The organism is Silvibacterium bohemicum (genome assembly GCF_001006305.1).
In the GTDB taxonomy this organism is placed as follows: Bacteria; Acidobacteriota; Terriglobia; order Terriglobales; family Acidobacteriaceae; genus Silvibacterium; species Silvibacterium bohemicum.
In genome coordinates, this window is the sequence record NZ_LBHJ01000003.1 from 145,341 (window position 1) to 163,267 (window position 17,927).

Annotated in this window: 15 protein-coding genes; 7 read left to right on the forward strand and 8 right to left on the reverse strand. The window is 59.6% G+C overall.

Going from position 1 to position 17,927, the window contains the following annotated elements; genetic code table 11:
* The first annotated feature begins 1 nt into the window (after position 1).
* Positions 2 to 3,220: an efflux RND transporter permease subunit gene (locus XX99_RS06200; protein ID WP_050058529.1), complete on the forward strand. Its 3,219-nt coding sequence runs from the start codon at positions 2 to 4 to the stop codon at positions 3,218 to 3,220.
* A 143-nt stretch (positions 3,221 to 3,363) separates the two neighbouring features.
* Positions 3,364 to 4,668 carry a TolC family protein gene (locus tag XX99_RS06205; protein WP_050058530.1) on the forward strand — a complete coding sequence of 435 codons (1,305 nt, stop codon included), beginning with the start codon at positions 3,364 to 3,366 and terminating at the stop codon, positions 4,666 to 4,668.
* 21 nt (positions 4,669 to 4,689) lie between these two features.
* On the opposite strand, the gene XX99_RS06210 is transcribed toward XX99_RS06205, so the two are convergent.
* Positions 4,690 to 6,345, reverse strand: a complete 1,656-nt coding sequence (locus XX99_RS06210; RefSeq protein WP_050058531.1) for a hypothetical protein — start codon at positions 6,343 to 6,345, stop codon at positions 4,690 to 4,692.
* A gap of 332 nt (positions 6,346 to 6,677) precedes the next feature.
* Between XX99_RS06210 and XX99_RS06215 the strand changes: the two genes are divergently transcribed.
* Positions 6,678 to 8,234: an APC family permease gene (locus tag XX99_RS06215; protein ID WP_197081868.1), complete on the forward strand. Its 1,557-nt coding sequence runs from the start codon at positions 6,678 to 6,680 to the stop codon at positions 8,232 to 8,234.
* 49 nt (positions 8,235 to 8,283) lie between these two features.
* Positions 8,284 to 9,915 (forward strand): amino acid permease, encoded by a 1,632-nt coding sequence (locus XX99_RS06220; RefSeq protein ID WP_050058533.1) that lies wholly within the window; start codon positions 8,284 to 8,286, stop codon positions 9,913 to 9,915.
* Positions 9,916 to 10,079: 164 nt separating this feature from the next.
* Here XX99_RS06220 and XX99_RS06225 read toward each other — a convergent pair whose 3' ends face one another.
* The 5 genes from XX99_RS06225 to XX99_RS06245 form a co-directional block, all read right to left on the reverse strand.
* Entirely contained in the window at positions 10,080 to 11,051 is a 972-nt protein-coding gene (locus XX99_RS06225; protein WP_184084728.1) for an MBL fold metallo-hydrolase, read from the reverse strand.
* A gap of 91 nt (positions 11,052 to 11,142) precedes the next feature.
* Positions 11,143 to 11,469, reverse strand: a complete 327-nt coding sequence (locus tag XX99_RS06230) for a YbaB/EbfC family nucleoid-associated protein (protein WP_050058535.1) — start codon at positions 11,467 to 11,469, stop codon at positions 11,143 to 11,145.
* Positions 11,470 to 11,482: 13 nt separating this feature from the next.
* Positions 11,483 to 13,630: a DNA polymerase III subunit gamma/tau gene (gene dnaX, locus XX99_RS06235; RefSeq protein ID WP_050058536.1), complete on the reverse strand. Its 2,148-nt coding sequence runs from the start codon at positions 13,628 to 13,630 to the stop codon at positions 11,483 to 11,485.
* A 55-nt stretch (positions 13,631 to 13,685) separates the two neighbouring features.
* Entirely contained in the window at positions 13,686 to 14,138 is a 453-nt protein-coding gene (locus XX99_RS06240) for a TA system VapC family ribonuclease toxin (protein WP_050058537.1), read from the reverse strand.
* Positions 14,129 to 14,389: a ribbon-helix-helix domain-containing protein gene (locus XX99_RS06245; protein WP_050058538.1), complete on the reverse strand. Its 261-nt coding sequence runs from the start codon at positions 14,387 to 14,389 to the stop codon at positions 14,129 to 14,131. Before XX99_RS06245 ends, XX99_RS06240 begins: the two co-directional genes overlap by 10 nt.
* Positions 14,390 to 14,481: 92 nt before the next feature.
* On the opposite strand from XX99_RS06245, the gene XX99_RS06250 reads away from it, so the two are divergent.
* Positions 14,482 to 15,069 carry a GNAT family N-acetyltransferase gene (locus XX99_RS06250; RefSeq protein ID WP_231581169.1) on the forward strand — a complete coding sequence of 196 codons (588 nt, stop codon included), beginning with the start codon at positions 14,482 to 14,484 and terminating at the stop codon, positions 15,067 to 15,069.
* 41 nt (positions 15,070 to 15,110) lie between these two features.
* On the opposite strand, the gene XX99_RS06255 is transcribed toward XX99_RS06250, so the two are convergent.
* Positions 15,111 to 15,620 (reverse strand): SET domain-containing protein, encoded by a 510-nt coding sequence (locus XX99_RS06255; protein ID WP_050058539.1) that lies wholly within the window; start codon positions 15,618 to 15,620, stop codon positions 15,111 to 15,113.
* A gap of 70 nt (positions 15,621 to 15,690) precedes the next feature.
* On the opposite strand from XX99_RS06255, the gene XX99_RS06260 reads away from it, so the two are divergent.
* Both XX99_RS06260 and XX99_RS06265 read left to right on the forward strand, forming a co-directional pair.
* The gene (locus XX99_RS06260; protein WP_050058540.1) at positions 15,691 to 16,389 is read left to right on the forward strand and encodes an outer membrane protein assembly factor BamD; all 699 of its coding nucleotides are present in this window, start codon (positions 15,691 to 15,693) and stop codon (positions 16,387 to 16,389) included.
* An 80-nt stretch (positions 16,390 to 16,469) separates the two neighbouring features.
* Positions 16,470 to 17,045: a DUF1569 domain-containing protein gene (locus tag XX99_RS06265; protein ID WP_184084725.1), complete on the forward strand. Its 576-nt coding sequence runs from the start codon at positions 16,470 to 16,472 to the stop codon at positions 17,043 to 17,045.
* On the opposite strand, the gene XX99_RS06270 is transcribed toward XX99_RS06265, so the two are convergent.
* Complete coding sequence (locus XX99_RS06270) at positions 17,017 to 17,913, reverse strand: prepilin peptidase (protein WP_050058542.1); 897 nt, start codon at positions 17,911 to 17,913, stop codon at positions 17,017 to 17,019. The two genes, XX99_RS06265 and XX99_RS06270, sit on opposite strands and share 29 nt — an antisense overlap.
* Between the last annotated feature and the right edge of the window lie 14 nt (positions 17,914 to 17,927).

The window sequence follows — 17,927 nt, forward strand, 5'->3', positions numbered from 1 at the left end:
CATGTCCTTCTTTGCGATCCGTTATCCCTATTTCATTCTCATGGTCTGCCTGACCATCATCGTGGTCGGGGTTGCTGCCATCCTCAGTATGCCCGTCGATCTCTTTCCGCCTATTAATATTCCCGTCGTAGTTGTCGCCACGTTCTATTCCGGCATGCCGCCGGAGCAGATCGAGTCCGATATTACAGATAGCGACGAGCGCTTCTTCACCCTGGGCAGCAATATCGACCACATTGAATCGCGCTCCATGTCGGGCGTCAGCCTGATCAAGATTTATTTTCAGCCCGGCACAGATCCCACAGCGGCAGTGAGCAATATATCGAATCTCGCAATGGCTAACCTGCGCCGCCTGCCGCCGGGGACCTTGCCGCCTGTTGTTCTCAGCTTCGATGCTGCGAATCTTCCCGTATGCCTCATCACGCTTAAGGGCGCAGGAATGAGTCAGACGCAGCTTAAAGACGTGGCGCAGTTCACGGTGCGCAACCAGGTGGCAAACGTCCCGGGCGCTTCTGTTCCCCAGCCTTATGGCGGAACTTATCGCCAGATCATGGTGTACGTCGATCCGCTCAAGCTGGAAGCGTCGCAGCTCGGCGTTATGGATGTGGTACATGCCATCAACGAGTCGAATCTCATCCTGCCTGCCGGCGATGTCCGCATCGGTCCGAAAGACTACAACATTTACGCCAACAGCCAGGTGCCCGCTCCCAACGACGTCAACTCGATACCACTGAAAACTGTCGGCAACGCTTCCATTCTTGTCGGGGATGTTGGACATGCTGTCGACGGCGGCCAGCTGCAGACCAATATCGTGCGCGTCGATGGACAGCATTCGGTGTACATCCCGGTTCTCAAGCAGGGCGGAGACTCGAACACCATCACCATTGTCAACGGCATTCGCAAAGCCACGGCGCATCTGCTCGATATCCCGTCTCAGTTGAAGACCAGTGTGGTTTTCGATCAATCAGTCTTCGTCAAAACCGCCATCAAGAATGTAATCAGCGAGGGAGCGATCGGGCTTTGCCTCACCGGCATCATGATTCTGCTTTTCCTCGGCAATTTTCGCGCAACCATCGCCGTGATGTTGTCGATCCCGATCTCTTGCATCGCCACATTCCTGATCCTCAAAGCCTTCGGTGACTCGATCAACACCATGGTCTTAGGCGGTATGGCACTCGTGCTTTCGCGCCTCATCGACAACTCGGTGGTCGTGCTCGAAAACATCTTTCGTCATTTCGAGATGGGCTCCGACAGCGTGAAGGCATCCCAGGAAGGGGGCAAGGAAGTACAACTTGCGGTGCTGGCCGCTACGTTCAGCACCGCGATTGTATTCTTCCCGGTGGTGCTGCTCACCGGGGTCAGCAAATATCTCTTCACCGCGCTGGCGCTGGCTGTGGTCATTGCGCTCTTCTGCTCTTACGTCGTGGCGATGACCGTGGTCCCGCTCTTCTGCTCCAAATTCATCAAGCACACCGGGCATGAAAACGCACATGAGGCTGCGACGAAAGACGATCCTGCACCCGAACATATGCAGGGCGGTCGCGGGCAGAAGAACCCGTTCGCCAAGGTCGTCTATTTCTTCAACCAGGGCTTTGGCGGGCTGCAGCGCCGTTACGACGGTGCGATTCGATACTGCCTCGAAAGACCAGCGCTGGTGGTGATTGTCTTCAGCATCTTTGTTGTCGTGAGCTTTGCGCTCTCACCGTTCCTTGGCCGGGCCTATTTTCCCCGAACCGATCCCGGCCAATTCGTCATCAGTGTGAAAGCGCCTACCGGCACACGGCTCGAGCTCACCGATCAATACATCGGCCGCGTTGAAGACGAAGTTCGTTCTGTCATTGCCGCGAAGGATCTCAACATGATCGTTTCGAATATCGGAGTGTCTCCGGATCTTTCCGCGATCTATACGCCGAACTCGGGTATGCACACAGCCTTCGTCCAGGTGAGTCTGAACGAAGACCACAGCCTCAGCAGCTTTGCGTATATGCAGCGCGTACGAAAAAAACTCTCCGCCGATCTGCCTGAAGTTCAGACCTACTTTCAGACAGGCGGCCTGGTCGATTCCATCGTCAACCAGGGCTTGCCGGCGCCTTTCGACATCCAGGTGAGCAGCAACAACATGGAAGGCGGTTATGCGATTGCGCAGCAAATCACTCAGAGGATGCGCGGCCTGCGTGGGGTCAACGATGTTCTTATCCCGCAGGATATCGATTATCCCGGACTCGCTCTCAATATCAATCGGGAGCAGGCCAGCCTGGAAGGACTGACGCCGAAGACCATCGTCGACAGCGTGATTACTGCGATGACCTCGAACGGCATGGTAGCTCCGAGCTATTGGATCGATCCGAAGACGGGGAACAACTACATGCTTACGGTTCAATATCCGGAGTCACAGGTACAAACACTGAATGACTTCAAGCAGATTCCGCTGCGATCGGCAGATGGGAAGAGCACCACACCGCTGGAAACGGTGGCGTCGATCAAGTCGATCAACACTCCCACCGAGGTCGATCACTATCAACTTCGTCGCGTCTTCGATATCTACGTAATGCCGAAATCGGAGGACCTCTCTACCATCGGAGACCGCGTGAGCGGGATCGTCGCAGGAATACATCCACCGAAAGGCACAGTCCTCACCGTTCGCGGATCGGTAAATAACATGAAAGAGTCCTTTCAGGACTTCGCCATCGGCCTGATCCTTTCCATCATTCTTGTCTTTCTCATTCTCATGGCGCAATTTGCCTCCTTCGTCGATCCCTTCATCATCCTGCTGGCTATCCCGCCAGGCCTATCCGGTGTGATTCTCTTTTTGCTGGTCACACACACCACGCTCAACATCATGAGCCTTATGGGAGTGCTCATGATGACCGGCATCGTCGTGTCGGACAGCATTCTTATCGTGGAGTTCGTCGGGCAGCTTCGTGAGCAGGGTTACAAGCTGGAGGATGCGATTATCACCGCGTGCAAGGTGCGCCTCAGGCCGATCCTGATGACCACGCTGGCAACCGTGCTGGGCCTGATCCCTATGGCCCTCGCTCTCGAGGCCGGGAGCGAACAGTATGCGCCGCTCGCGCGAGCCATCCTCGGCGGTCTCACCGTATCCGGAATCGTAACCGTCTTTCTGGTGCCCAGCGCCTACCTTCTGATTCACCGGCGCAGGGAAGCGCGCGACGAGGGAAAGCATCCCCAGATGCCTGCGCAGGAAAACGAGGCCACGGCATGAGGAGCGCTCTTATCGGTCTTTTAGTTTTGACTCCTTCAGTGTGCGGCGCGCAAAACAGCTCTGTTTCACTGCCACCTGCACCTGGCCCTGCTCCGCTTGTCTTCAGCCTCAACCGGTTGTCAGATGGTCCTGCGTCGCTGGCAATGCGAACCACAAATAGTTCGGAAGAAAACACCGGCCAATCGAATGTCTCTGCGCAGGATGCATCGGCCGTACGCATCAGCCGAGCCGATGCCGAGCGCGAGGCGATCCAGAAAAATCCGCGCATCACCGCCAGTCGCCTGGTCGCGCTTGCAGCGGGACAGGTCACGCGCGAAACGCGGTCCGCCGAACTACCGCAAATCACTGCAGCCATCACCGCGGAGAAAGCGGAGGATGGGAGCCGCATCGGAGCCGGAGAGCTCACCGACTCCCGCCTTTACACGCATGCAGGAACAGGCGGTGGCCTAAGTCAGCTCATCACTGACTTCGGACATACAAGCAATTTGGTGGCGAGCAATCGCCTGCAGCAGAAGGCGCAGGACGAGGCGGCTCTGGCCACGCAACAGGATGTGCTGCTCGCAACCGATCAGGCTTTCTATCGCCTGCTGAATGCACAGTCTCTGCTCAATGTGGCCAGCGCGACCGTGCAAGCCAGGCAGGAAGTTCAAACTCTCACCGCGGCTCTGGTCAAGAATCAATTGAAGAGCGACCTCGATCTGAATGTCGCATCGGCAGATCTATCGCAGTCGCAGCTGCTTCAACTCGATGCGGAAAATGCAGTTCAGTCCGCGAGCGCAGCGCTCGCCGCAGTGCTGGCTGCTCCGCCGGACACGCTTTATCAGGCAATTGAAGATTCGGACGCTGCTCTTCCACTGCCTCCTGTGCAGGGCAGCACGGCTGCGCTGAATGCCGGAGCCCAGTCACAGCGGCCGGACCTGCAGATGGCTCGCCTGAATGTTCAGGCCGACCAGAAATTCGCACGAGCGCAGGAGCTGCAGCATCTGCCCAGCATCTCCGCTCTGGCGATTGGAGGCATCACGCCAGTGGGTCCTGATGGGATTTTCGTACCCAACTGGTACGCGGCCGGCGGTGTGAACCTATCCGTTCCCATCTTCACCGGACTGCGCATCACCGCCCAAGCTGAGGAGGCACGACTACGACAGCACGCTGCCGAGAAGCAGGCGCAGGACTTGTCTGACAACATCGGGCGCGACGTCCGTGTGGCAGCACTTAATGCCGCAACCGCCTTCCGGCGTATCAGTGTGGCGGATCAGTTCAGGACAGAGACCGCGCAGGCCCTGGCCTTCGCGCAGACCAGATATAAGCTCGGACTGAGCTCCATTGTGGAACTCAGCCAGGCGCAACTGCAAAGCACCCAGGCAGCTGTGTCAGCAGTCAACGCGCATTACGACTATCTGCTCGCGATGCGCACCCTTGACTATGTGCGCGGGCAGATCTCTCCATGAGTCCGGAATGCGTTCCTGTTTTCACTCAGTGGTCGGGTGTTTCTCTGTTCCCTCATCAGACGTATGGATCAGAATCGGGAATACCGCTCGCAGATCGCCCGATTCTTTGCACTTGTTGTACTGTTCCAGGGATTTCGCAAGAATGCTCTCTTGGGGCATCAGGTTCCGGGGCAAGAGGAGATCGCGAACGGCATTGGCGCGCCGGCCCGCAAGCTTTTCGTTCGAGTCTCCCGGGGCATGGATGGCCTGGCAGTCTGCCGATCCCAGCAAGATCAGCAGGTCTCCGGTCCGGGCTCCCTGGCCCTCCGCGCTGCTGGCCAGACCGGCGATCGTCTTGCCGGGCTGCGGAACATCATCGGAATAGGCTGAAAAGTCTTTGATCGGCGGGAGCGGAATCGCTGTCACCTGGATGCTTGTCTTCTGTACGGGCGGATTCGTATCGGTCACTTTCGGCGGGGCCGATACCCGGTAACACACCACCATCACAGCCCATAGCAGAATCGCAACCGAGAACAAGGTGTTCATTGGCGACTCCACCAGCTTGCTGCTGCCTTCATGTTTTTTCTGCTCGCCGGTTCCAGTAGCATCTACCGCGCCGTTCGATCCGCGCCTCGTCTCCCGCCAGCCGAACAACACAGCAAACGCGCCAGCCGCCGCGAACAGCGCCAGCACGAAGTAGAAGCTGGACGGATCCAAGCGGGATAAGTGGTCTGCCTCTTTGATTGCCGCGGCTGCCAGGCCTGCCGCGCCCAGTGGCGCCGCAGTGGCCGGATGTTCCTTCGCCACCCGTCCGGCGACGATGATCGCCGCTGCGATCAGGATCACCACCACCACTCCCGCAACTCCCCACGGGAAGGGAGAGCCGCGCGAATCCTGCTGCTTCTCCAAAAATTGCTGTAGAGCCTTCTCCAGTTCGGGAGCGATCCGAAGCGTGGTCTGCGATGGAGCCACGTTTCCCGTCCCGTAGTTCCCGCCAACATCACCGCCCTGTCCGAAGCCGCGATCTCCGCAGCCCGCCGTTCGTCCGTCGCCACTCCCGGCGTGGTCCCCGCTCGCTTTATCGCAGGGATGGTCCAGACACTTGCACAGCGCAGACTTGCCGGCATCCGAAAGCTTCACGGTGGGCTGCGTGATGGGACGTGTTGCGCGCGAACCGGCGAATCCCAGTTCCGCCAGCGCGATCATCAGGACCAGCTCCAGCATTCGCCGTGAACTCGTTCTACGAAGCAGCCGGAACTCCTCTATCCAGAAGACTGGCTCATGACGATCGGCTGGAGCTGGCCGTTCTGACCTGGCTGAGCCCTCTGTATCTGAATCTTGAGTCGGATCTTGTGTCTCGCTTTTCGAAGTCCCCTCGGCTCCGGACTTTTCAGGCGAGGACGAGGCCGTTTTAGCACGCCGCTTCCTCGGAGTCAGTGCTTCGTGTGGCCGGAGCAAGATCGAGATCAGCCCAGGCTCAAGGCTGACCAGTATGCCCCAGGAGAGCAGCGTCCAGGCCAACGTGATCTTCCAGGGAACTTGCAGCGCGTCGAGCAAAGCTGCAACTCCAAACGTCGCCAGGCCAAATCCGATGGCCCAGCCCAGAAGCCCTGCATCGATAGCATGTTCTTTGAGCAGAAATTCTCTATCGACTGGGTGCTCTTTGCCTACCCGCTTCTCATCAGGATCGCCAGCCACCTGATCACCTCCGAAAATGCAGAATCGAAAAGTACGTCAGAAGGGAATTACATTCGGGGAGTGGTTGCCGCACACCGCAGGTTCCCTTGCCGGATTGCTTGGGCCCATGTCGATCTGAAAAGACAGCAGTAAGCGGAAGACGAGAATCCTATCACGGGGATCAGCCGCTGGTTAGGACCTGATTGCGGAGATCCTAAGTTCTCTTTCGCCGGTGCGTTGAGCGGTAATTCCTTTTCCACGAAGCGCTTGGATTGTGTTTCGTGAAGTGAAGGGTTTCGAGAAAGATATGGCGCGGCTGTATATTTTCTTGTAGAACAAACTTAAACGTGGCTATCCGCACCGCATCCCCTCAATCCCCAGCAGCTTCCGGTAAGTCCCAATCAGCCCAACCTCATCTGGTGCAGGGACTTGGTCTTTTCAGCGCTACCGCCATCGTGATGGGGTCGATGATCGGCTCGGGAATCTTCATCGTCCCGGCGGATATCAGCCGCGGCGTGGGATCTCCGGCGTTGCTCATCGCCGCCTGGCTGGTGACCGCGGCGATGACCCTGATCGGCGCCCTCAGCTATGGCGAGATGGCCGCCATGATGCCCAGCGCCGGCGGCCAGTATGTCTTTCTACGCGAAGCCTTAGGCCCGATGTGGGGCTTTCTCTACGGCTGGACGCTCTTTCTCGTCATTCAGTGCGGCACCATCGCCGCTGTCGGCGTGGCCTTCGGCAAATTTCTCGGCGTCTTTTTTCCTGGCGTCTCCGCATCGCACTGGCTCTGGCATATCGCGCACGTGCCCGCACTGCGCGTCGGTCCGATGGTGTTGGGCAACATGGATATCGGCCTCAATACTGCGAATCTGGCCGGTATCGTGGTCATCCTTCTGCTCACCGCCGTAAATATCTTCGGCGTGCGCCTGGGAGCCCTGGTCCAGAACGTCTTCACCACGGCGAAGACGGCGGCACTGCTGGGGCTGGTGATCTTCGGATTCTGGCTGGGCCGCAACCCGGTAGCGATTCACGCTAACTTCGGAGCGAATTTCTGGAAGGGCGCGGGCTTCGGCACGCTGCATCCCTTGCAGGTAGGCGTGGGCGGTCCCATCGCGATGGTCGGGCTCTTCGCCATTGTCGCCGTGGTGCAGACCGGCTCGCTCTTCTCGGCGGACTCCTGGAATAACGTGACATTTGCCGGCGCCGAGGTGAAGAATCCTCGCCGCAATCTGCCGCTCTCTTTGGCTCTCGGAACCGGGTTAGTGCTGGCGCTGTATATCCTGTCTAACTTCGTCTATCTGGTGGCGCTGCCTCTGCACGGCGATCCCAATGGCGCGACGGTCTTTGCGCGCGGCATTCAATATGCCTCCGAAGACCGCGTGGCGACCGCTGTATTGCAGCAGATATTTCCAATCGGCGGCGCTCAGCTGATGGCCGCAGCAATCCTGGTCTCGACCTTCGGCTGCATCAATGGATTGGCGCTGGCCGGGGCGCGCGTCTACTACGCGATGAGCCGGGACGGCCTGTTCTTCAAGTCGGTGGGCAAGCTGCATCCGAAATATAAAACGCCGGTCGCGGCGTTGATCGTGCAGGCGGTGTGGACTTGCTTCCTCTGCTTATCCGGTTCCTACGGGCAGCTGCTCGACTACACCATGTTCGCGGCGCTGCTGTTTTATATCCTTACCATCGGAAGCCTGTTCGTTCTGCGCCGCAAACGGCCCCACGCGGAGAGGCCGTATAAGGCGATCGGTTATCCGGTGCTGCCTGCGATCTATATCCTGATGGCTGCCTGGATATGTATCGTACTATTGCGTTACAAGCCTCAGTACACATGGCCCGGCCTGTTGCTGGTGCTGCTCGGAGTGCCGGTCTTTCTGCTCTGGAGAAGAAATCTCCGGAACGCCGGATAAAGCTGCGAGATTTAAGAATTTTTTTGGAAGAGTGGAGAACAGCCTAAGCATGGCTCAACTACTGGCGAAGAAACGAATCGAAGCGCTGATGGCCGAGGCCGACGACGGAGGCGAAACTCTCGCCCGCGTTCTGGGCCCTGTCCAACTGACGCTGTTGGGGATCGGCGCGGTTATCGGCGCGGGCATTTTTGTTCTGTCCGGCCTGGGAGCGCACAAAGCAGGGCCGGCCTTGATGCTGGCCTTTGTGCTTTCCGGCTTCGGATGCGCCTTTGCCGGGCTCTGCTATGCGGAGTTCGCCGCCATGATTCCCCTCGCCGGCTCCGCTTATACCTACGCCTACGCCACGCTGGGCGAGCTGTTCGCCTGGATCATCGGATGGGATCTGACGCTCGAGTACGCCATGGGCGCGAGCACCGTATCGTCGGGATGGTCGAATCATTTTGTCGAGCTGCTGAACATCTTTCATCTGCGTTTTCCGCTGTGGCTGGCCTATGACCATTGGACGGGACTGCGCCGGGCCACCGATATGGTCGCCCGCCAGATGCTCGCCTCCTCTCATCCGGAGCTGGTTCCCGGAACCATGGCCTTCAGCAATGCGCTGGATGCGCTCAAAGCCGCGGCTCCGGCAGCTCTGACCACGCAGGCCCACGCGCTGCTCAATGCGCCGCATATCTTCGGCCTCGAGTTCGGCTTCAACCTTCCTGCTTTTCTCATCGCGCTGGTCGTGACCGCGGTGCTGGTCGTCGGCATTGAAGAGTCGGCGAAGTTCAACTCGCTGATCGTCGGATTGAAAATCTTCGTCGTTCTCTTCGTGCTGGCTCTCGGCTCGCACTACATCACCAAGTCGAACTGGGGCTCGGACTGGCATAGCTTCGCACCCTTCGGCGTGGGCGGCATCGGGCTGGCGGCGGGACTGATCTTTTTCTCCTACATCGGCTTCGACGCCGTCTCGACCACAGCGCAGGAGTGCAAGAATCCGCAGCGCGATCTGCCTATCGGCATCATCGCTTCGCTGGCCATCTGCACGCTGCTCTATATCGGAGTGGCCGCGGTGCTCACCGGCATGGTGCCGTGGCAGGAAGTGAATATCGAAGCGCCTATCGCGCGCGCCTTCCTCGACCACAACCTGGCCTGGGCCTCGGACATCATCACCCTGGGCGCGCTGGCCGGTCTCACCAGCGTGATGCTGGTGATGCTTCTCGGGCAATCGCGCGTGCTCTTTGCCATGGCGCATGACGGATTGCTGCCGCGCAAGTTCTTCGGCGATGTCCACCCGCGCTTTCGTACGCCGTGGAAGGGAACCATTATGGCCGGCATCGTCGCCGCCATCGTGGGCAGCGTCACGCCCATCGACAAGATAGGCGACATGGTCAATATCGGAACACTGCTGGCCTTTGTCATGGTGTGCATCGCGATCATGGTGCTGCGCGTGAAGGACAAGGATCGTCCACGTCCCTTCCGCACACCGCTGGCCTGGCCGATACCGGTCGTGCCGGTGCTGGGCATCCTCTTCAACGGCTACATGATGTACACGCTGGGCAAGTGGAACTGGATTCGCCTGATCGTCTGGCTGATCGTAGGACTGTTCGTCTACTTCCTCTACAGCCGCCATCACAGCAAGGTGCAGCATGCGATTCTGAAGAAGGCTGGCTTCGCCGATCCAAATGAGGCTGGGTTTTAAGACAACCGCCTGCCTCTTTAGATAACATCATTCTGACGACCAACGGGAGGAAGAATCCCAGCGCGGCAGGCGTACCAGCAGCGCTGAGATTCTTCGCTTCGCTCAAAATGACGCACACATGATGCCAGAGCGGATCTAATTCTAGATCTGCGGGAATTCAGTCGCTACAGCGTGTCATAGACGACGGTGACGAACATTGCCGGCGTCATTCTGCCTTTTCCCCAGGTGCTATCGAGGTCTGCCGTGGGCTTTTGTGCGATTGCCTGTTCGAGCGACTGCCCTGCAATCTTCAGCTTCTCGACGCGGTTGGCGACGGTGGCCAGCATCTCTCTATAAGTCGAAAGAGCAGCTTTGTCGCCTAGCTCGCCGTGGCCGGGCACGATCTTGGTCTTGTCGTCGGCCAGCGCGATGACTTCGTCAACCCCGCGGATCATGCCGTTGATGGTGCCTCCCGAGCTATCGTCGATGAGCGGGTACGTGCCGTTGAACCAGAGATCGCCCGCATGGATCACATTCGCGTTTGCGAAGTGAACATAGATGTCGGAATCGGTGTGCGCGTTCGGGGTGTGCGCCAGGTGAATCTCATCGTTGTCGTAGAAGAGCTTCTGCTTGTCGAGGAAGGTCGCCTGCGGCAGCGCGGCGGTTGGCGACGGCGGAAAGGTCGCGTTCAGGATCTTCACAGTCTGCGTCGTAGACAGGCGGAGCCTGGTATTTTCGTGGGCGACGATGAAAGCTCCGGCGTCGTGCATTGCCGCATTGCCATCGGTGTGATCGAAGTGCCAGTGGGTATTGATGAGCAGCTTCAGAGGATGCGCATCCAGCTTTTCCAACGCTTCGCGGATGCGCGGCGCGGCCGTGGCTACGCTGGAATCGATCATCAGCTTGCCGTCAGGTCCGATGTGAACCACGACGTTGCCGCCCACCCCCTGCAGGAGAAAAACGGTGTCGGTCAGCTTGGTGGTCTTGATCGGGGTGGTCGCACCGGCGGCGTGAAAGCTCTGAATGAGACTGGGCTGAGCCGCTGGTTCCTGCTGCGTTGATGCCTGCTGAGCAAAGAGCCGTGGCATCCTCGCGGCGAAGAGGGCCGCTCCAGCCGCGGTGGCTGAAGTCTTCAGGAAGTTTCGTCTGGTGGTCATATTCATCATTCGAGTTTGACCTAGCGGTGCTGACCCTGTGCTGATTCAGATAGATGCCGAATTTCAGCCCCTGGGTCTCGACGATATCCGGCTAAAACAGGCCGGGCGGCAGGTTCAAGCCGCCCAGCATACCCTGCATGCTCGATTTCAGGAGATCTTCGGCGCGGCGTCCTGCTTCGTTGAAGGCCGCGGCGATCAAGTCTTCGAGCATTTCGAGGTCGGTGCTGCTTCCACTGAGGCCGGCCACGGCTGCGGGATCGATGGTGACCTTGAGCACTTCTTTCTTGCCGTTCATCTTGACGGTGACGGCTCCGCCGCCGGAAGAGGCCTCGACGATGCTCTGGCTCAGCTTCTGCTGCATCTGCTCCTGCATCTCTTTGGCCTGGCCGAGCATTTCCTGAATCTTGAATGGGTTCACGAGTCGACTCCTGTTACTTTCCTTCACGTAGATCGAGGACGCTGCGTACTTCCGCCCCAAACAGCTCCTGCGCCTGCTTGACCAGCGGATTTGCGAGCGCCATCGCCTGGATGCTCCCGGTTGCCGCAGGCTTCGCAGCCAATCGCGGGCCGGAGGAACTGCTTGCCGCACTGGCCTCGCCCGGAATGAAGGTGAGCTTCCGGTTTACGCCGATGGCGCGCAGCGCGCTCTTACAGATCTTATCCGCCTCCGCATTGATGGTGAGGCCGAGCATGGTCTTCTTGATACCGACTTCGACCTCGATGCCGCCGCCCTTTTCGCGCCACTGACCGGCAGAGAGCAGAACCGCGGCCGTGCTGTGTCCCTGAGCTTCGAGAGCGGTCGAGATGGTATCGCGGATCAGGTCGAGATCCAGCGAGTCGCTTGGGTCGGCTGCCAGAGCCAAAGCTCCCGAGGTGGTTTCAGAGGCGACGGGAGCTTTGATCGAAGTCGCGAGCTCGAGAGGCGCTGCCATGGCGAGCGATGAGACGGTGCTCACCGGATCGCTCACGACGACAGTCTCGGTCACGCGAATTTCAGCAATCGGCCGGCCGGCAATTGGGGCCGATGTCGGGGTTGAGGATATGGCGGCAATTGGGGCCGGAGCTTGTTCTTCGAGGAAATCTTCAATCGGGTCGGCGACCGCGACAGATGCCGGGACTCGATCCAAAACGCGCTCAGAAGTCATCGCAACAGCGACAGGTGTCGGCAATGGAGCTGCCGGAGTTGGTGTCGCGGCCTCGCTCGTGATCTTGCGATTGCGGTCGGCGTCGAAGGGCGAGAAGGCCGGTTTTGATGGCTCCGGTGTGCGCGGCGCTGGGGATACGGCTGGCGAAGCAGTCGTAGTCCTTGGCTGCGCTGTCGAGCCTGCTGCGGGCGATGTTCTTGGCGCAGAAGACGGCGTCTGCGAACGCGCCGGCTGAGGCAATGCGCCTCCGCCGGTTGCCGATCTTGCCGGCGACGCAGGCAGCTTGCTGAGCAGCTCTTCGATGGGCAGCAGGCGGGTGAGGTGAACCAGCTTGATCAGCCCCAGTTCGAGGTGGAAGCGCTGTTCCTGGCGATAGTTCAGCTCATCGAAGGTGCGCAGCATGATCTGCAGGAAGCGGGTGAGATCTTCTTCGGAGAAGAGCAGTGCGGAGCGCGCCGCTCGCGCCCGCTCGTCTGGCGATATCTGCAGCAGCTCGGAGTTTTCACCGCCGATGCGCGCCATCAAAACGTTTCTCAGATAGCGGACGAACTGCCGGGCGAGCTGCGACGGGCTGTTGCCTGCATTCAGCAGGCGATTCAGCTCCTCGATGACTGTCGCGGTCTGGCCTTCGCCGATGGCATCCATCAGACGCTCGAAGACGGCGTTGGGAACGGTGCCCATCAGCTCGCGAATCTGCTCCGCATCCAGACGCGGCTGGCCGTCTTCAACCGGAGCGGAGGCGATGGCCTGGTCCATGATCGATAAGGCATCTCTCATCGATCCGTCGCCCGCTTCGGCGAGCAGCGCGAGCGCCGCGTCTTCCGCGGTGATGCCCTCTTTGGCGGCGATATCGCGAAGCTGCGCCAGAATGTCGTCGAACTTTACGGCGTGAAAGCTGAAATGCTGGCAGCGCGAGCGGATGGTCTGCGGAATATCCTCAGGCTGCGTGGTCGCCATCATGAAGACGACATGGTCGGGCGGCTCTTCGAGCGTCTTCAGGAGCGCGTTGAAGGCCGCATCGGTGATCTGATGGGCTTCGTCGAGGATGTAGATCTTGTAGCGGTCGCGCGCTGGGCGATAGCGGGCGGCATCGCGCAGCTCGCGGATCTCATCAATGCCGCGATTGGTGGCCGCGTCGATCTCGATCACATCGACAGCGTTGCCGGCGCGGATCTCGGTGCAGGATTCGCAGATGGCGCACGGTTCGGGCGTGGGGCGCTGGGCCGAACCGATTTCGGTGCGGCAGTTGAGCGCCATGGCCAGGATGCGGGCGATGGTGGTTTTGCCGATCCCTCGATGGCCGGAGAAGATGTATCCGTGAGCGATGCGGCCCTGGGACAGCGCATTCAACAGCGTGCGGGTGACGTGATCCTGACCGGCAACGTCGGAAAAACGCTGCGGCCGATATTTGCGAGCTAGAACCTGATAAGCCATTGTCGAAAATCTGATTGTATCGGCTAGGCGGGGATCGTGGCACGCCGGGGGCGTCTCAGCTCGAATGATCGGAGAGTGTGACGATCAGACCCGATTTGCGTCTTGGTTCCGGCAGCAGAATAGTTATTCCACGATCGAAGGTGACGAGATGTCCCTGATGATGGATCGCTAACGCCAGAAGGTATGCATCTGTTGTTTGCTGGTGACCGGAGACGGATTGTCCGATCGATGCAACCGCTTCGGGAAAGCTTAGATCATCGATCAGGAAATGGTGATAGGGACTTTCGATATTCCGACGGAGCAGCGCGGTGGCTTCGGCCGGACTCGGGGATTCATTGGCAAAGGTTCGGTTGGAGACGATACGAACGAAGGCCAGCTGCGTTATCGCACATGTCGCCCAGCCCTTCTTTTCATTGACCTTGAACCACTCCAGCGCGGGGGGATGGTGGCGATGAGGCCGCCAGAGCAGAGCGATGAGGGTGTTCACGTCCAGGAGCGCTATCGACACTTGAGTGCATCTTCCACTTCTTCCGCATCCAATTGGTCCTGGATCTTGCGAATATGCTCCAGCGTTACGACCGGGCTATCGGCCGGAGGATCGAATACATGCAGGCCATGAACGATTTTCGTTTTCACAGGCCGGTTTGCGCCCCTCCGGATCAGCTCCGAGGCGGCGCGGCCGAGGCTGATTTTGCGGCCTTCGGCGAATTGCTTCACTTGCTCTAAAACGTCGTCGTCGAGCGAAAGCGTGGTTCTCATCCTCTGATTGTCATCACTTCGATTAGTTGATGTCAAGAATGAGATTGCACATCATTTCCGTCTGTTGATGCGTAGTCCGGGTTTTGATGCGAATGCCTGTTTCCCGCTCCATCCACTATCCTGACGGCATGGACGCCTCGACTCCAATTCTCCGCTATCGCACCGCGACGGGCGATGACATTCCCGCGCTGCAGGAGCTGATCGAGCTTTCGGTGAGGGAGCTGCAGGCCGGTGATTATTCGCAGCAGCAGATCGACGGGGCGCTCGGCACCTATCTTGGCGTGGACTCGCAGCTGATCGCCGACGGAACCTACTTCGCCGTGGAGGCAGAAGCGGGAACGTTCGTCGCCTGCGGGGGATGGAGTCGCCGCAAGACGCTCTTCGGCGCGGATCGAAGGCCGGATCGCGATGCCTCACTGCTCGATCCTCAGGTCGATGCAGCAAAGATTCGCGCCTTCTTCGTTCATCCGGAATGGGCGCGGCAGGGAATCGGCAGCCGGATTCTGGAGTTGTGCGAAGAGGCGGCGCGCCGCGAAGGATTTACCCGCTTCGAGATGGGCGCGACGCTGACCGGCGTCCCGCTCTATCGCCGATGGGGCTACCGGGAGGTGGAGCGCGTTGAGGCGCCCCTCGCGAACGGATTAACGCTGCCCATTGTTCGCATGACGAAAAGCGATTAGGAAGTCCTGATCAAAGTCTTCGCTGTATCCTGCGAAGCGAGCTACTTGCCGCCAACCGCTCGTTTCTTTCCCGCCGGCTTGGCTTGTGTCTGCTTCTTTGCGGCCTTCTTCGCCTCGGCTCGCTTGGCGGCACGGGCACGCTTCTTGATCTCGTCGGGCGAGTACATCGACTTGCGGCAGTTGGCGGAGCCGCAGTTGCAGAGAGCCGCGTCGTCGTCGCCGTCGTAGAGGTTGTAGTCGTAGGTCAGCTCTTCTCCCGCGGCGATATTGCGCAGCGAGGAGATCCAGACGCGGCCTTTGAGCTCTTTCGTCTCGCAGTTCGGGTCGCAGGAGTGGTTGATGAACATGGCGAGACCGAAGCCGTCGATGACTTTGTCGCCGTTGCCCAGGCCGAAGAGGTAGGTGGTGGGGGAATCCTGATATTTTTCGTCGGCGCGCTCTTTGGAGATGTGCGGGCCGGTGTATTCGACGATGCGTGTGCGCTTGGAGATCGGCCCGGTGGTGTAGCAGCCGGCGGCATGAATGGCGGACGAGCGAATGATCAGAGGCATGAGACGTTTCTCGCCGAGTATACAGCCCTTTTGAGGAGTGGACGGTCTAAACTAGAAGAGAGCCTTTCGTATGTCCGCTGCAAAAAATCTTCGAATGTTGGTGCTGCCACTGTTGCTGGGCACTGTGCCGGTCTTCGGATTGCAGCAGAGCGCTCCGCCTCTGGCTCCAGCGCCACAAACCGCTCCGCCAAGGCCTCCCTATCAGACTCCTGGGCCACCGGCGAAGAAGCCGAGCACGGCTGAAGAGAATCCCTTCCCGGAAGACATCTCGCGCAAGGCTGCGGAAGGAGGCGATCCTTCTGCTCCTAACGCTCCATCGGCTCCGTCGCCGTCATCCCCCAGTTCGCCTGGCGACAAGCCTCCAGCTTCATCGGACAAGCCGGCTGCGCCCGGCGACGATGCCTCCTCCAGCCGCAGCAAGTTCCAGGGGCTGGGCGATGTCGCCGATGGCGATCGCACCTCGGACGGAGCGGGCGGATATGTGCTCAATCCCAAGCTCGCGGCTGATGACGTGAAGATTGGCGGGTTCTATCTCGACCGCCGCGATTACAAGGGAGCCTACGTGCGTTACAAAGAGGCGACCCTGGTAAATCCCGAAAGCGCAGACGCGGTTTTCGGATTGGCCGAGGCGGCTCGCGGCCTGGATCACAAGGACGAAGCGATCCAGAACTACCGCATTTATCTCGACGCCTTTCCCGACGCCAAGAAGGCAAAGGAAGCCCGGAAGGCCTTGGCTTCTCTGGGTGCGCCTGCCGACGCCGCGAAGTAGGTCGTAGCAGGTAAGTCACTGCTGCCTCCATGCGGCGATCACACGCAAAACATCGACGACGCTTCGATGGTCCGAGTAGAGTGTCTGCTGTGAACCCGGGATTTCAGAAGCTGTCCGATGCCTACGCCCGGAAACTCGCCGGCAAAAGCTGCGCAGAATGCGGAGCCCATCCCGGCGGCGATCCTGCCTTGTGGTCTGCGCAGGATGTCGTTGAGCATCTGACGCTGACCTATCAGAGCAGCATCGCGCATGTCGAGAAATACAGCCAGCGGGGATTGCCGACGACCAGGAAGGCGCGCTGGAGGGAGACGGCGGCGAGGCTTCTGGTCATAGATTTAGGCTACTTTCCTCGCGGCACCGCTTCACCGGAATTCGTCTGTCCCGGCCGCCGCGGCCTGGCTCCAATGGATGGCGACGCGCTCGGGAAACTTCTGCGTAACGAGCTGGCTCGTCTCGATGCCGCCCTGATTCAATGCGAGGAACTCTTCGGAAAAGGACGCATCGCCTCCCACTTCCGCTTCGGTCCGCTGACCACCGTTCAATGGAGTACCTTCCACATCGTGCACGGCCGCCATCATCTGGCGCAGATCTTCCGGGCTGAAAAGAAGATGCAGGTTGATCTTCAGGTTAAGGGAAGAACTTCAAGTACCAGTTGATGGTTTGCGGCCCGGCAAAGATGGCATAAATGGCGGCGACGCCGAGGAATGCTCCAAGCGGAACGCGTATGTTGCCGGCGGTTCCGCGACCGCGCCGCATGCGAACGATCCCGTAAAAAGCTCCCAGGATCACCGCCAGAAACAAGATGAGCAGCGCATCCGCAGCTCCCAACCAGGCTGCGAGCATGGCGAAGAACTTGGCGTCGCCGAGCCCCATGCCTTCGCGTCTGCGTACCAGCCAGTAGACCGTTCGAATAAGCAGGATCAACCCGGCCGCCGCCGCCGCCCACAGCAGGGACATCCCCGCCGCATGCAGACGGTCGGGCCAGCCGTTGACTGTTCCTGCCGCCTCCCACAGGATGCCGAGAAAAATGCCGGGGAGGGTAAACGCGTCGGGGAGCAGCATGGTCTCCGCATCCATAACGGCGAGTCCCAGGACGAGAAAGCAGAGGATGGCCATCGCTACCGCCGCGGGGGTCGCTCCGAAGGCGAAAAAACACAGCAACCAGAGGAGCGCAGTCGCCAGTTCCACCGCCGGATAGCGCCAGGAGATTGTGTCTCCACAGCTGCGGCAGCGCCCGCGCAGGAGCGCGTAGCTAAGCAGGGGAATGTTGTCGCGAGGCTGGATGGAGCGTCCGCAACGCGGACAATGAGAGGGCGGATGAACGATGGACTCATGCCGGGGCAGCCGTGCGATGCAGACATTGAGAAAGCTGCCGAAGGCCAGACCCAGCAGCGCGACGAAGATTCCGATGAGCAGATTGAGGACCAGCACCGGCGGTAGTATACGCGGCGGCCGGGTCCGGGGATGCGATTCGGGAATTGCCGTGCTGGAATTGCCGTGCTGCCGATTCCAGGCTTGGATCATCCGCAGAGGTCGGT

Coding starts and splice junctions, on each gene's coding strand:
- XX99_RS06200 (WP_050058529.1), top strand. CDS start 2: ATGTCCTTCTTTGCGATCCGTTATCCCTATTTCATTCTCATGGTCTGC.
- XX99_RS06205 (WP_050058530.1), top strand. CDS start 3,364: ATGCGAACCACAAATAGTTCGGAAGAAAACACCGGCCAATCGAATGTC.
- XX99_RS06220 (WP_050058533.1), top strand. CDS start 8,284: ATGGCTCAACTACTGGCGAAGAAACGAATCGAAGCGCTGATGGCCGAG.
- XX99_RS06225 (WP_184084728.1), bottom strand. CDS start 11,051: ATGACCACCAGACGAAACTTCCTGAAGACTTCAGCCACCGCGGCTGGA.
- dnaX (WP_050058536.1), bottom strand. CDS start 13,630: ATGGCTTATCAGGTTCTAGCTCGCAAATATCGGCCGCAGCGTTTTTCC.
- XX99_RS06245 (WP_050058538.1), bottom strand. CDS start 14,389: ATGAGAACCACGCTTTCGCTCGACGACGACGTTTTAGAGCAAGTGAAG.
- XX99_RS06250 (WP_231581169.1), top strand. CDS start 14,482: ATGCCTGTTTCCCGCTCCATCCACTATCCTGACGGCATGGACGCCTCG.
- XX99_RS06255 (WP_050058539.1), bottom strand. CDS start 15,620: ATGCCTCTGATCATTCGCTCGTCCGCCATTCATGCCGCCGGCTGCTAC.
- XX99_RS06260 (WP_050058540.1), top strand. CDS start 15,691: ATGTCCGCTGCAAAAAATCTTCGAATGTTGGTGCTGCCACTGTTGCTG.
- XX99_RS06270 (WP_050058542.1), bottom strand. CDS start 17,913: ATGATCCAAGCCTGGAATCGGCAGCACGGCAATTCCAGCACGGCAATT.